Source organism: Streptomyces sp. TRM64462, assembly GCF_013362995.1.
Lineage (GTDB): Bacteria > Actinomycetota > Actinomycetes > Streptomycetales > Streptomycetaceae > Streptomyces.
In genome coordinates, this window is record NZ_JABWDV010000078.1 from 1 (window position 1) to 13,743 (window position 13,743).

Sequence of the window (13,743 nt, forward strand, 5' to 3'; positions counted from 1 at the left end):
CGTCCAGCCACCGCCGCGCCCAGTCCGGCGCCTCCGCGTCCCCCGGCACCGCCCGCTCGTCCGCCGCCCACAGCACCAGCAGTCCCAGCGCGTGCTTGCACGGGAACTTCCGGCTCGGGCAACTGCAGCCGTATGCCGGGCCCGTGAGGTCGACCACCGTCCGGTACGGCGTGCCGCCGCTGCCCTCGCACAGGCCCCAGACGGCCCCCGCGCCGCCGCAGCCCGCCGCGGACCACGGACCCGCCGTGCCCAGCCTGCTTCCCGCTCTGCGTGAGGCGGCGTCAGGAGCCAGGGCCAGCACCTGCTCCGCCGTCCAGCGCACCCCCTGATGATTCATGCCTCCGACCGTAGGACCCGCCACTGACAATCGCGTCCGACCTGCGACATCTCAGAGCGGGCCGGGCCCTCCGTACTGTTGTGTGAGCATGACAGGTCGTCAGCACGGGGGAGAGTCCATGAACCGCACCTGCCGTTCCGTCCTCTCGGCCGTGGCCGCGCCGTGCCTCGCCCTCACGCTCGGCGCGTGCGCCCACGGCGCCGACGACGCGGCCGAGCGGATCGACAGCGCGCTGCACCGGACGTACGAGGTGACGTACGAGGTCACCGGCAAGGGCATCGACGCGATCAACTACAACGGCGGCGGGGGCCGCGACGCGATGGCCCCGCGGCTGGAGACCGCGGAGCAGCCGACGCTGCCGTGGCGCAAGACCGTGACCCTCCGCGGCATCGAGGCGCCGCTCGTCACCTCCGTCGCGACCGGGTCCGACGGGGCGGAGGCGACCTGCCGGATCACGCACGAAGGCAGGGTGATGAAGGAGGCGAGCGGCAAGGGAATGGCGGCCACGCTCAGTTGTGTCGCCGTCTCGCCGGTCGCCGCCGGCTGATTGTCAGTGGCGTGGTGCACGGTTGATCGCAGACCCGGTCGAACGATTCGAACGATCTGGAGGGGGATTCCATGACCGTGCCCGGAACCGCGCCCGCAACTGTGTCGGCAGCCGCGCCCGCAGCCGCTTCGGCGGCCGTGCCAGGAGCCGTGTCCGTCACCGCCCACGAGCCCGGCCCGGAGGCCCTGCGGCCGCACGCCGAGGACGCGTTCGCGCACGAGCTGAAGGCGCTCGCCGCCGCCGACGACCGGCCGCGCCCCGAGCGCTGGCGCATGTCGCCGTGGGCCGTGGCGACCTACCTGCTCGGCGGCACGCTGCCCGACGGCACCGTCATCACGCCCAAGTACGTGGGCCCGCGCCGGATCGTCGAGGTCGCCGTCACCACGCTCGCCACCGACCGGGCGCTGCTCCTCCTCGGCGTGCCCGGCACGGCCAAGACCTGGGTGTCCGAACACCTCGCCGCGGCCGTCAGCGGCGACTCGACGCTGCTCGTCCAGGGCACGGCCGGAACGCCCGAGGAGGCCATCCGGTACGGGTGGAACTACGCGCGGCTCCTCGCACACGGCCCCAGCCGCGACGCCCTCGTGCCGAGCCCCGTCATGCGGGCCATGGCGGACGGCATGACCGCCCGCGTCGAGGAGCTCACCCGCATCCCCGCCGACGTGCAGGACACGCTCATCACGATCCTGTCCGAGAAGACCCTGCCCATCCCCGAACTGGGCCAGGAGGTGCAGGCCGTCCGCGGGTTCAACCTCATCGCCACCGCCAACGACCGCGACCGCGGCGTCAACGAGCTGTCCAGCGCGCTGCGCCGCCGCTTCAACACGGTCGTGCTGCCGCTGCCCGCGACGCCCGACGCCGAGGTGGACATCGTGTCGCGGCGCGTCGACCAGATCGGCCGCTCACTCGACCTGCCGGCCGCGCCGGACGGCATCGACGAGATCCGCCGCGTCGTCACCGTCTTCCGCGAGCTGCGCGACGGCGTCACGACCGACGGCCGCACCAAGCTCAAGTCGCCCTCCGGGACGCTGTCCACGGCCGAGGCCATCTCCGTCGTGACGAGCGGGCTCGCACTCGCCGCGCACTTCGGGGACGGCGTCCTGCGCCCGGGTGACGTCGCCGCGGGCATACTCGGCGCCGTCGTCCGGGACCCGGCGGCCGACCGCGTCGTCTGGCAGGAGTACCTGGAGACCGTCGTCCGTGAGCGTGACGGCTGGCAGGACTTCTACCGCGCCTGCCGGGAGGTGTCGGCGTGACGGAGCCCCTGCTGCTCGGTGTACGGCACCACGGGCCCGGCTCGGCGCGCGCGGTGCGCGCCGCGCTGGACGCGGCCAGGCCGCGTGCGGTGCTCGTCGAGGGCCCGCCCGAGGGGGACGCGCTGCTGCCGCTCGCCGCCGACGCGGACATGCGCCCGCCGGTCGCCCTGCTCGCGCACGCCGTCGACGACCCGGGGCGTGCCGCGTTCTGGCCGCTCGCCGCGTTCTCACCCGAGTGGGTCGCCGTCCGCTGGGCGCTGGACCACGGCGCGGCCGTACGGTTCGTCGACCTGCCCGCCGCGCACTCCCTCGCCATGATGGGCGACCCCACCTGGAGCGACGAGGAGGACGACGAGGGCGACGGCGACGGCGGCGACCCCGCAGCCCACGTGCCCGAGGCGCTGCGCGTCGACCCCCTCGCCGTACTCGCGGAGGCCGCCGGGTACGACGACGCCGAGCACTGGTGGGAGGACGTCGTCGAGCACCGCGCCGCCGCGAAGGACGGCGGCGACCCCTTCGCGCCGTTCGCGGCCGTCGCCGACGCCATGGCCGCGCTCCGGGAGACGTACGGGCACGGGACCAACGACCGCGACCCGGTCCGCGAGGCGTACATGCGGCTCCGACTGCGGGCGGCCCGCAAGGAGCACGGCGACGAGGTGGCAGTCGTCTGCGGCGCCTGGCACGTGCCGGCGCTGCGCGCCAGGACGACCGTCACCGCCGACCGGGCCCTCCTCAAAGGCCTCCCCAAGGTGAGGACCGAGACGACCTGGGTGCCCTGGACGCACCGCAGACTCGCCCGCCGCTCCGGCTACGGCGCAGGCATCGGCGCGCCCGGCTGGTACGCGCACCTCTTCGACGCCCCGGACCGGCCCGTCGAACGGTGGATGACCAAGGTCGCAGGACTGCTGCGCGCCGAGGACCACCCCGTCTCGTCCGCGCACGTCATCGAGGCCGTACGGCTCGCCGGGACGCTCGCCGCGCTGCGCGGGCGGCCGCTCGCCGGGCTGACCGAGACGACCGACGCCGTCCGCGCGGTGATGTGCGACGGCTCCGACGTGCCGCTCGCCCTCGTCCAGGACCGGCTGGTGGTCGGTGACGTACTCGGCGAGGTCCCGGACGGTGCGCCGGCCGTGCCGCTGCAGCGGGACCTGACCCGGCTTCAACGGAGCCTGCGCCTCAAGCCGGAGGCCGCGGAGCGCGAGCTGGACCTGGACCTGCGCAAGGAGACGGACGCCGCGCGCAGCAGGCTGCTGCACCGACTGCGCCTCCTCGGCGTCGAGTGGGGCACGCCCGCCGCCGGGCGGGGCGGCACCGGGACGTTCCGGGAGAGCTGGCGGCTGCGCTGGGAGCCCGAGCTGCACGTACGGGTCGCGGAGGCGGGCGCGTGGGGCACCACGGTGCTCGCCGCGGCCACTGCCAGGGCGGAGGCCGACGCCGCCGCGGCCACCGCCGTCGACCAGGTCACCGCGCTCGCCGAGCGGTGCCTGCACGCCGGGCTCACGGACGCGTTGCCCCGCGTGATGCGGGCCCTCGCGGACCGCGCCGCGCTCGACACGGACGTCGGCCGCCTCGCCCGGGCGCTGCCCGCGCTCGCCCGGTCCCTGCGCTACGGCGACGTGCGGTCCACGGACACGGCCGCGCTCGCGGAGGTCGCCACGGGGCTGGCGCTGCGGATCTGCGTCGGCCTGCCGCCCGCCTGCACGGGACTCGACGCGGACGGCGCCGCCGAGATGCGGGGCCACCTGGACACGGTCCACGCCGCGCTACGGCTGCTCCCCCGGGACGCCGCCGCCGAGGACGTCACCGCCCGGTGGGCCTCCGTCCTGCGGCGGCTCGCCGCCCGGGACGCCGTGCCCGGAGTCGTACGGGGGCGGGCGGCGCGGCTGCTCCTGGACGACGGGCGGCTCCCCGAGGACGAGGCCGCCCGCCTGATGGGCCTCGCCCTCTCGCCCGGTGCGGAACCCGCCGACGCGGCCGCCTGGATCGAGGGATTCGTCGGTGGCGGCGCCGGCGGCCCCGGCGGGGACCGTGCGGGCGGCATGCTCCTCGTCCACGACGAACGGCTGCTCGGCCTGGTCGACGCCTGGCTCACGGGCGTGTCCGCGGAGGCGTTCCCGCACGTGCTGCCGCTGCTGCGCCGCACGTTCTCGGCGTACGACCCGGGGGTGCGGCGCACGCTCGGCGAACTGGTGCGGCGCGGCCCGGCGGCCGGGGGAGGCGGGGCGGCGGCGCTCACGGCGGCGGGCGCACCCGGCTTCGGCACCGGCCTGGACGAGACCCGCGCGGACGGGGTCCTGCCGCTGCTGCACCTGCTGCTCGGCCACGGGCAGCCGAACGACGACGACCGCGCGAACGACCTTGTGGCGGTGCACCGATGACCGGAACGACCGGAGCGACCGTGCCGGCGGGGCCGACCGTGCCGGCGGGGCCGGCGGGGGACGACGAGCGGCTGCGGCGCTGGCGCATGGTGCTCGGCGGGGGCGCCGCCGACGGGACCGGCCGCACGCTCACCGGCACGGACGCCGCCATGGACGGCACCCTCACCGCCCTGTACGGCCAGGCGGACGGCGACGGCGACCGGCGCGGCGGACGGGACCGTTCGGCGGGGCTCGGCGGTTCGGCGCCGTCCGTGGCGCGCTGGCTCGGCGACATCCGTACGTACTTCCCCAGCTCCGTCGTCCAGGTGATGCAGCGTGACGCCATCGACCGGCTCGGCCTGTCGGCGCTGCTGACGGAGCCGCAGATGCTGGAGGCCGTCGAGGCGGACGTCCATCTCGTCGGGACCCTGCTGTCCCTCGGCAAGGCCATGCCCGAGACCACGAAGGAGACCGCGCGGGCCGTCGTCCGCAAGGTCGTCGACGACCTGGAGGAACGGCTCGCCACGCGCACCCGCGCCACGCTGAGCGGCGCTCTGGACCGCAGCGCGCGCCTCAGCAGGCCACGCCACCGGGACATCGACTGGGACCGTACGATCCGCGCCAACCTGAAGAACTACCTGCCCGAGTACGGCACGGTCGTGCCCGAGCGGCTGGTCGGATACGGGCGGGCGTCCCAGGCCGTCAAGAAGGAGGTCGTGCTCTGCGTCGACCAGTCGGGGTCGATGGCGGCGTCGGTGGTGTACGCCTCGGTGTTCGGGGCGGTGCTGGCCTCGATGCGGTCGATCGCGACCCGGCTCGTCGTCTTCGACACGTCCGTCGTGGACCTGACGGACCAGTTGGCGGACCCCGTTGACGTGCTGTTCGGTACGCGGCTGGGCGGGGGCACGGACATCAACCGGGCGCTGGCCTACTGCCAGTCGCGGATCACCCGGCCCGCCGACACGGTCGTCGTGCTCATCAGCGACCTGTACGAGGGCGGCATACGGAACGAGATGCTGAGGCGCGTGGCGGCGATGAAGGCGTCGGGTGTGCGGTTCGTGACGCTGCTCGCGCTGTCCGACGAGGGCGCGCCCGCGTACGACCGCGAGCACGCGGCCGCGCTCGCCGCCCTGGACGCCCCGGCCTTCGCCTGCACGCCGGACCTGTTCCCGGAGGTGATGGCGGCGGCGCTGGAGGGGCGGCCGATACCGGTACCGGAGGCGGCCTGACGGTGCTTGAGCGCGGCCGGGTGTGACCTGGGGCCCGCCAAAGCGGACATGGCGGACTATCAGGAACGGGGGACTTGCGTGACCGGGGGAGGCTCGTGCAAGCATCGGCGCGACGTTACGCGGACGTAGCAGTTCCGCGTGTCCCCCTCACACCCCTGTGGGTTCCCGCGATCCGGGAGGATTCCGAACGCCGTGGCCGTCGCAGCAGCCGTTGCGCCCGTCGCCGCTTCGCGCCGTTGGCGTGGGGCGGCCGGTCGGCGTGGGCTCGCGGTCGCGCTGTTTCTCGGCGGCCTGCTGGCGCTGGGCCTGTTCTGCGCCGGCGACGCCGACGCGGCGGAGCGTTCCGTGACGGAGCGCCCCGCGGCGGGCGGCACCGTGGCCGAGGGGGCCGACAGCCTGGGGCGGGCCGCCGACGGTACGGTGCGCGAGGCCGCGGAGGAGGCCGCGGAGCCGGTGCGCGAGGCCGTCCAGGCGCCGACGCCGCAGGACCCTCCGGCGCCGCAGGACCCGGCGACGGGCACCGTCCCGGACGCCCCGTCGGACGTACGGCCGGCGGTCACGGCCGTGAGCGGCACCGTCCAGGACGTCGCCGCCAGGGCGGCCGGCGCACTGCCGGAGCCCACCGCACCGCAGCCCGGGGCCCCCGGCGCACCCGTACCGGCACTGCCCGGCACCCTGACGCCGCACCCGGCGCCGGACGCCCAGGACGGGTCCCCGGCCCAGGCCGGGCAGCAGCGGTACGCCGCGCCCGGCACCGCCACGGACCATCCGGGCACCGCCCGGGCCGCCTCCCGTACCGCCGGCGCGGCGGCCGCGCACCCCGCCGCGTATCCCTGGCTCGTGGCGTACGCCCAGGCCGCGCAAGACGCCCCGCACACCGCCCGGGCCCGGGCGGCCGAACCCACCGGCACCGGCACCGGGCCCACCGGCCCCGGCCACGCGCCCGGCTCGCTGCCCTGCGGCGGCACGGCCCCGCACACCGCGGCCGACAACGGCTCGCCGCGCGGCGCGGGCGACCAGCACGCCGTCACCGACCGGCACGGCCCCGACGGTGTCCCCGTACGGGGCGACGCCCTCCCGGCGACGGCCGCGCCCACCCACGACCGGCCTCACGACGTCCTCGAATTCCCCGGCTGAGGCGGACCTTCCCCCCGCCGCGCGCCCATGCGCGCGAGACCTGCCGCGCGGGGGCGGGACAGGTCTGCCCGCCGACACCACACACGTGAATTCGAAGGAACGACGTACGCATGAACAAGAACATCCGCCGCTCCATAGCCGTCGCCGCCACAGCCACCGGCATGTGGGCGCTCGGCACCGCGGCCGCCAGCGCTGACGAGCTGCCCAGCTTCTCCGTCCCGCTGTCGACGCCGGACAACGCCGTCGAGATCGGGGACGAGGCCGCCGTCGAGGTGACGGTCGACGTCAGCACGGACGGCCCGTCCGCCGACGCCGACATCCTGGGCGTCACGGTGAACGCCCCCAGCACCCCCACCGTCCAGGCCCCCGCCGTTCAGGCCCCGAGCGTGCAGGCACCCACCGTCCAGGCCCCGAGCGTGCAGGCACCCACCGTCCAGGCTCCGAGCGTGCAGGCACCCACCGTCCAGGCCCCGGACGCCCAGCTCCCGACCGCCCCCAGCGTCGGCACGCCCACCGTGCAGGCGCCGACCGTCGGCACCCCCACCCTCCAGACCCCGCACCTCCAGGCCCCCCACCTCCAGACCCCGGCCGTCCAGGCGCCGAGCGCCCCCACCGCGGCCGACGCCCAGGCGCAGATCGACTACCTCTTCGGCCCGCTCGCCGCCTTCGTGAACGACCTGGACCCGCTGACGCCCACCGCGGACGCCGCCGACGCCGCCCTGGCCAACGCCGCGTACACAGCGCAGGCCGCCTACGTGGACGCCACGTACACCGCCGACTCCACCGCCACGGCCGCCGCGTCCCGCGCCACCTCCACCGCGACGCACGCCGTCGACGCCCTCTACACGGACGCCGCCCGCGCCGCCGAGGGCCTGGCCGCCGACCTGCTGCCGCCGCTCGCGGCCCGTACGGTCGCCGCGGCCACCCCGTTCGCCGGCCAGACGGTCCAGGACGCCACCTACTTCGCGGGCGGCACCGCCACCGGCGTCGCCTCCGGCGTGCAGCCGCTCGCGGCGGGCGTGGTCTCCGACGTCCAGCCGTACGCGACCGGCGTCGCGTCGGACGCCCAGCCGTACGCCGCCGACGTCACCGGCTCCGCGCAGTCCCTCGCGTACGGCGTCACGGGCTCCGTCCAGCCGCTGGCGGACAGCGTCGTCGGCGCCGTCCAGCCGCTCGTCGGCGCGGTCGCCGACCACGTGGAGCCCGTCGCCACCGGCATCGGCGGCAGCGCCACCACGCTCGCGACCGGTGCCGCGGACGGCGCCATGGCCCTGGCCACCGGCCTCGGCGGCTCCACCACCGCCTTCGCTTCCGGTCTCGGCGGGTCCACGGCGTACCTGGCCGGGGACGTCGCCGGCGACGCCGCCCCGTTCGCGCAGGGCGTGACGACGACGATGATGAGCGACGCCCAGCCGCTCACCGGCAGCACCGTCGCGGGCGCCCAGCAGACCGTGACGGCGGTCACGCCGGACTACCTCCCCCACGGTGCCTGATCCGGTACGAAATCCGTAGCAACGGGCGGCCTCACCACCGGTGGGGCCGCCCGTTTGAGGTTTGTTTCGCGGTCCGTGGGATGTTCGTGTCTGTGACAGGTATCACCGCTCCGGTGTGATCTGCGATTTAGGGAGCCACGGCCGACGGGGATAACCTGCGAGACGGACATGCCGCGTACCACGGACACCGTGTACGCCTCCCTCAGTGACAGAGCAGTCACGTTGCCCTCCGCCCGCACGCCGGGCGCGCGGCACGCCCACGCATGACAACGAACCGCGATCACCAGAAAAGGGACGGACGCGCGTGGACCTGTTCGAGTACCAGGCGAGGGACCTCTTCGCCAAGCACGGTGTACCGGTGCTGGCCGGTGAAGTCATCGACACGCCTGAGGCGGCCCGCGAGGCGACCGAGCGGCTGGGCGGCAAGTCGGTCGTCAAGGCGCAGGTGAAGGTCGGCGGCCGCGGCAAGGCCGGCGGCGTCAAGCTGGCCGCCACGCCGGACGAGGCCGTCGCCCGCGCGACGGACATCCTCGGTATGGACATCAAGGGCCACACGGTCCACAAGGTGATGATCGCCGAGACGGCCCCCGAGATCCTCGAGGAGTACTACGTCTCGTACCTCCTCGACCGCACCAACCGCACCTTCCTGGCCATGGCGTCCGTCGAGGGCGGCATGGACATCGAGGAGGTCGCGGCCACCAAGCCCGAGGCCCTCGCGAAGGTCCCGGTCGACGCCAACGAGGGCGTGACGATCGAGAAGGCCCGCGAGATCGTCGCCCAGGCGAAGTTCCCGGCCGAGGTCGCCGAGAAGGTCGCCGAGGTCATGGTCACGCTGTGGAAGACCTTCGTCGCGGAGGACGCCCTCCTCGTCGAGGTCAACCCGCTCGCCAAGGTCGCCTCCGGTGACGTCATCGCCCTCGACGGCAAGGTGTCCCTGGACGCCAACGCCGACTTCCGCCAGCCGGAGCACGAGGCCCTGGAGGACAAGGCCGCAGCCAACCCGCTCGAGGCTGCTGCCAAGGCCAAGGGCCTCAACTACGTCAAGCTCGACGGCGAGGTCGGCATCATCGGCAACGGCGCGGGCCTGGTCATGTCGACCCTGGACGTCGTCGCGTACGCCGGTGAGGCGCACGGCGGCGTGAAGCCGGCCAACTTCCTCGACATCGGCGGCGGCGCGTCCGCCGAGGTGATGGCGAACGGCCTGGAGATCATCCTCGGCGACCCGGACGTCAAGTCCGTCTTCGTCAACGTCTTCGGCGGCATCACCGCCTGCGACGAGGTCGCCAACGGCATCGTGCAGGCGCTGGAGCTGCTGTCCTCGCGCGGCGAGGACGTCACCAAGCCGCTGGTCGTGCGCCTCGACGGCAACAACGCGGAGCTGGGTCGCAAGATCCTGTCGGACGCGAACCACCCGCTCGTGCAGCGCGTGGACACCATGGACGGCGCGGCCGACAAGGCCGCCGAGCTCGCGGCTGCGCAGTGACATCGCGCGTCTCCGACACGACAAGGGACTAGGTACAGACACCACCATGGCTATCTTCCTCACCAAGGACAGCAAGGTCATCGTCCAGGGCATGACCGGCGCCACGGGCATGAAGCACACCAAGCTCATGCTGGGTGACGGCACCAACATCGTCGGCGGCGTGAACCCGCGCAAGGCCGGGACGACCGTCGACTTCGACGGCACCGAGGTCCCCGTCTTCGGCTCGGTCGCCGAGGCGATGGAGAAGACTGGCGCCGACGTCTCCGTCCTCTTCGTGCCGCCGGCCTTCGCGAAGGCCGCCGTCATCGAGGCCATCGACGCCGAGATCCCGCTCGCGGTCGTCATCACCGAGGGCATCGCGGTGCACGACTCCGCGGCGTTCTGGGCGTACGCGCAGGCCAAGGGCAACAAGACCCGCATCATCGGCCCGAACTGCCCCGGCCTGATCACGCCGGGCCAGTCCAACGCCGGCATCATCCCGGGCGACATCACGAAGCCGGGCCGCATCGGCCTGGTCTCGAAGTCCGGCACGCTGACGTACCAGATGATGTACGAGCTCCGCGACATCGGCTTCTCGTCGGCCGTCGGCATCGGCGGTGACCCGGTCATCGGCACCACGCACATCGACGCCCTGGCGGCCTTCGAGGCCGACCCGGAGACCGAGCTGATCGTCATGATCGGCGAGATCGGCGGCGACGCCGAGGAGCGTGCGGCCGACTTCATCAAGGCCAACGTCACCAAGCCGGTCGTCGGCTACGTCGCGGGCTTCACGGCTCCCGAGGGCAAGACCATGGGCCACGCGGGCGCCATCGTCTCCGGCTCCTCCGGCACCGCCCAGGCGAAGAAGGAGGCCCTTGAGGCCGCGGGCGTCAAGGTCGGCAAGACGCCGACCGAGACGGCCAAGCTGGCGCGCGCCATCCTCGCCGGCTGAACACGCCTCACACGGCCTTGAGGCCCCGCACCGTCTGATCCAGATGTTCAGGCACGCGGACACCACGCGGTTGGGCCCGCCCCCGGAGTTCCGGGGGCGGGCCCACGTGCGTTCAGGGTCCGCGTGCCCGAGGGGCGCTTACGGCGCCACCGGCGTCACCGGCGTCACCGGCGTCACCGGCGTCACCGGCGCCACCGGCGTCACCGTACGTCGGGGACCAGACGCGGCGGGCCCGTCACCTGCTCCGCGTGGAGGCGGGCGCGCAGCTTCTCGTCCTGCGAGGTGAGGCGTTCCGGGCCGCTGAGGACCGGGACGCCGGCGACGGCCTCGCCCGGAGCCAAGGGGGGCTCGTAGCGGGTCGGGGCGGTGGCGGCCGTGAAGGCGGTGGCCACCACGATGAGGGCGGTCATCGCGACCGTCCCGCGCATCCACAGCCGGACGCGCCGCTCGCCGCCCGCGCGGACGGTACGGGGCGGGGGCGGGGCCGGTACCGCCGGGGGCCCCTGCGCCAGCAGCGCCGCCAGCCGCTCCCGCAGGACCCGCGTGTCGGCCAGGTCCGGAAGCAGGGCGGCGAGCGCTTCGCGCGCGTGCAGCAGCCGGTGGCCCGCGGCCGGGGTGCTGGCCTCGGTCTCGGCCGCCGTCTCGGGCAGGCCCATGCCGAGGCCGTCGTACAGCAGCAGCGTGCGCCGGTACGGGGGCGGCAGCTCCAGCAGCGCCTCGCGCAGCGCCCGCGCGTCGGTCGGCGGCGGCTCGGGCTCGGGGTGCCGGAGCGCGGGGCGCAGCCGGTGCCAGGGCGACAGGGCGTAGTCGTGCGCCACCGCGCGCACCCAGCCCGGCGGGTCCCGGTCGACGGCGACCTCGGGCCACCGCTCCCAGGCCCGGTGGAAGGCGTACTCCACGGCCTCTTGTGCCAGCTGCCGCCGCCCGGACAGGACGTACGCCTGCTGTAGGAGCGCGGGTGCCGCGTACGCGTACAGCGCGTCGAACGCTTCGACGGGCGTCGCGGGAACAGTCGCGGGAACAGGCGCGGGAACAGTGGTGCTCGGGGTCATGCCGTACCCCCGGAAACGCACCTTCCAGCAGAAAAGTACATAACCGTATCTTGAGCGACACAACGGGCATTCGCCTGTTACATGGCTACAGCGCGTGTCGTTGGCAGCATGCTTGCGTGACCGAGATGACGAGCGAACAGCCCCCGGCGCCCGGGTCCGCGCCCGTGCCGCCGTCGTCCGCCGTGTACGGCGGCAACGCGGCGGCCGCGACCGCCGTGTGCCTGGTCAGAGGGGTGATCGCGGCGGGCCTCGGGCTCGGTGCGCTGGCCGTCCTGGTGATCGCGGCGTGGATCAGCTCCCCGTACCCGGACAGCGGACCCGGCGCGGCCCTGCGCGTCGCCGCGGCCCTGTGGCTGCTGGCCCACGGGGTGGAACTGGTACGCCCGGGCGCGCTCTCCGGCGGCCCGGCCCCGGTCGGCGTCGTCCCGCTGCTGCTGACCGCGCTGCCGGTGTGGCTGGTCTACCGCACCGCCCGGGACGCCCTCGACCCCGGCGACTCACGCGCCCGGCCGGCGGCGGCCGGTGTCGTGTGCGCCGTGACGCTCGGCTATCTGGTGGTCGCCGCGGGCGCGGCCGCCTACGCGGCGCAGGGCGCGCCGGCCGCCGACCCGGTGAGCGCGGCGGTGCGCGTCCCGCTGGTCGTGGTCCTCGCGGCCGCGGGGGGCGCGTGGTCGGCGTCCGGGCGCCCCCTGGGCCCGCTGCCCGCGTGGCTGCCGGGACGGGTACGGCGCGCCCCGGCACGCTCCCGGACGCTGACGGCGGTCCGCGCGGCCACCGGGGCGCTGGCGGTGCTGCTCGCGGGGGGCGCGGTGGTCGTGGCGGTGGCGCTGGGGTGGCACGCGGGCGCGGTACGGGAGTCCCTGCTCGGCCTGGCGGGCGACTGGTCCGGGCGGGCGGCCGTGCTGGCCCTGGCGGTGGCGCTCCTGCCGAACGCGGCGGTGTGGGGCGCGGCGTACGGCCTCGGGCCTGGGTTCGCGCTCGGTACGGGTGCGGTGGTGACGCCGCTCGCGGTGCGCGGCGCTCCGGCGGTGCCGGACTTCCCGCTGCTGGCCGCGGTGCCGGACGCCGCCGCACCGGGCGGCTGGCTCACTTGGTCGGCCGTCGCGGTCCCGGTGGTGGCGGGGCTGGTGGTGGCGTGGCGCACGGCGGGTGACGCGGCGCCTCCGCTGGCGCGGCGCGACGAGGCGTGGAGCGTACGGGAGACGGCGCTGGCCGCCCTGTCGGCGGCTGCCCTGTGCGCGGGCGCGACGGCGGCCCTGTCGGCGGCCGCGGGTGGCCCGCTGGGCGTCGGGCGGCTGGCCGAGTTCGGGCCCGTGTGGTGGCACACCGGCGCGGCCGCGCTGGCCTGGACGGCGGCCCTCGGCGTACCGGGCGCCCTCGCCCTGCGCGCCTGGCGCGTACGGGACCGTGCCGGGGCCGCGCCGCCGCCCCCAGAGCCTCCGGCGGCTCCGCCCGCCGCGCCTCACGAGGACCAGGGCTTCGACCCGTACGACGCCCTGCCGGCCGCCTGGGAGGAACCCGCGGCCCTGAATCCCCCGGACGGCGATTCTTCCCCCACCCCGCCCCTTCCCGAATCGGGGGCTCCGCCCCCGAACCCCCGCGTTTCAGCCCGTCCGGCGTTTGAGGACGAGCGCCGTTCAGGCGCGACTGGGGGTCTGGGGGCGGAGCCCCCAGTTTCGGGAAGGGGCGGGATAGGGGAAAGACCCGCCGGCCACCCGCCTAGGGCTTGACGCCGATCAGGTCGCGCAGCGGCTCCGGCAGGAGTTCGTTGCAGGCGACCCGGCCGTCCTTGGTCAGGGCGTCGTCCACGCACATGTAGAAGTCGCGGTACACCAGCTGGAGCGTGAACATCGCCGCGACGATCAGCAGCGCCAGCGACGCCGTGATCAGGCCGCTCACCGCCGCTGTCGTCTGCGACCTG

Annotated in this window: 11 protein-coding genes and 1 pseudogene; 9 read left to right on the plus strand and 3 right to left on the minus strand. The window is 75.1% G+C overall.

From position 1 onward, the window contains the following. A partial coding sequence (locus HTZ82_RS03590; RefSeq protein WP_175407786.1) for an SWIM zinc finger family protein occupies positions 1 to 337 on the minus strand: 337 nt, incomplete at its 3' end. 118 nt (positions 338 to 455) lie between these two features. Between HTZ82_RS03590 and HTZ82_RS03595 the strand changes: the two genes are divergently transcribed. The 8 genes from HTZ82_RS03595 to sucD all read left to right on the plus strand — a co-directional run bounded on the left by HTZ82_RS03595 (position 456) and on the right by sucD (position 10,770). Further along, positions 456 to 884: an MmpS family transport accessory protein gene (locus HTZ82_RS03595; RefSeq protein ID WP_175407787.1), complete on the plus strand. Its 429-nt coding sequence runs from the start codon at positions 456 to 458 to the stop codon at positions 882 to 884. A gap of 71 nt (positions 885 to 955) precedes the next feature. After that, positions 956 to 2,140 (plus strand): AAA family ATPase, encoded by a 1,185-nt coding sequence (locus tag HTZ82_RS03600; RefSeq protein ID WP_254711592.1) that lies wholly within the window; start codon positions 956 to 958, stop codon positions 2,138 to 2,140. Further along, positions 2,137 to 4,518: a DUF5682 family protein gene (locus HTZ82_RS03605; protein WP_175407788.1), complete on the plus strand. Its 2,382-nt coding sequence runs from the start codon at positions 2,137 to 2,139 to the stop codon at positions 4,516 to 4,518. Before HTZ82_RS03600 ends, HTZ82_RS03605 begins: the two co-directional genes overlap by 4 nt. Continuing rightward, positions 4,515 to 5,726 (plus strand): VWA domain-containing protein, encoded by a 1,212-nt coding sequence (locus HTZ82_RS03610; RefSeq protein WP_175407789.1) that lies wholly within the window; start codon positions 4,515 to 4,517, stop codon positions 5,724 to 5,726. Before HTZ82_RS03605 ends, HTZ82_RS03610 begins: the two co-directional genes overlap by 4 nt. Positions 5,727 to 5,918: 192 nt before the next feature. Next, positions 5,919 to 6,863: a hypothetical protein gene (locus tag HTZ82_RS03615; RefSeq protein WP_175407790.1), complete on the plus strand. Its 945-nt coding sequence runs from the start codon at positions 5,919 to 5,921 to the stop codon at positions 6,861 to 6,863. Positions 6,864 to 6,973: 110 nt separating this feature from the next. Further along, positions 6,974 to 8,356 carry a hypothetical protein gene (locus HTZ82_RS03620; RefSeq protein ID WP_175407791.1) on the plus strand — a complete coding sequence of 461 codons (1,383 nt, stop codon included), beginning with the start codon at positions 6,974 to 6,976 and terminating at the stop codon, positions 8,354 to 8,356. A gap of 304 nt (positions 8,357 to 8,660) precedes the next feature. Further along, positions 8,661 to 9,839, plus strand: a complete 1,179-nt coding sequence (sucC, locus tag HTZ82_RS03625) for an ADP-forming succinate--CoA ligase subunit beta (protein WP_175407792.1) — start codon at positions 8,661 to 8,663, stop codon at positions 9,837 to 9,839. A gap of 46 nt (positions 9,840 to 9,885) precedes the next feature. Then, on the plus strand, positions 9,886 to 10,770 hold the full coding sequence (gene sucD / locus HTZ82_RS03630; RefSeq protein WP_175407793.1) for a succinate--CoA ligase subunit alpha: 885 nt from the start codon (positions 9,886 to 9,888) through the stop codon (positions 10,768 to 10,770). 200 nt (positions 10,771 to 10,970) lie between these two features. On the opposite strand, the gene HTZ82_RS03635 is transcribed toward sucD, so the two are convergent. Beyond that, complete coding sequence (locus HTZ82_RS03635) at positions 10,971 to 11,822, minus strand: RNA polymerase sigma factor (RefSeq protein WP_175407794.1); 852 nt, start codon at positions 11,820 to 11,822, stop codon at positions 10,971 to 10,973. 125 nt (positions 11,823 to 11,947) lie between these two features. Between HTZ82_RS03635 and HTZ82_RS03640 the strand changes: the two genes are divergently transcribed. Further along, on the plus strand, positions 11,948 to 13,552 hold the full coding sequence (locus HTZ82_RS03640) for a DUF6350 family protein (RefSeq protein ID WP_254711593.1): 1,605 nt from the start codon (positions 11,948 to 11,950) through the stop codon (positions 13,550 to 13,552). On the opposite strand, the pseudogene HTZ82_RS03645 reads toward HTZ82_RS03640, so the two are convergent. Further along, positions 13,542 to 13,743: pseudogene (locus tag HTZ82_RS03645) on the minus strand (hypothetical protein); the annotation flags it as partial. The gene HTZ82_RS03640 and the pseudogene HTZ82_RS03645 overlap by 11 nt on opposite strands.

Excerpts from the sequence above, each read along its gene's own strand:
- HTZ82_RS03610 (WP_175407789.1), top strand. The coding sequence starts at position 4,515 with ATGACCGGAACGACCGGAGCGACCGTGCCGGCGGGGCCGACCGTGCCG.
- HTZ82_RS03595 (WP_175407787.1), top strand. The coding sequence starts at position 456 with ATGAACCGCACCTGCCGTTCCGTCCTCTCGGCCGTGGCCGCGCCGTGC.
- HTZ82_RS03600 (WP_254711592.1), top strand. The coding sequence starts at position 956 with ATGACCGTGCCCGGAACCGCGCCCGCAACTGTGTCGGCAGCCGCGCCC.
- sucD (WP_175407793.1), top strand. The coding sequence starts at position 9,886 with ATGGCTATCTTCCTCACCAAGGACAGCAAGGTCATCGTCCAGGGCATG.
- HTZ82_RS03620 (WP_175407791.1), top strand. The coding sequence starts at position 6,974 with ATGAACAAGAACATCCGCCGCTCCATAGCCGTCGCCGCCACAGCCACC.
- HTZ82_RS03640 (WP_254711593.1), top strand. The coding sequence starts at position 11,948 with ATGACGAGCGAACAGCCCCCGGCGCCCGGGTCCGCGCCCGTGCCGCCG.
- HTZ82_RS03635 (WP_175407794.1), bottom strand. The coding sequence starts at position 11,822 with ATGACCCCGAGCACCACTGTTCCCGCGCCTGTTCCCGCGACTGTTCCC.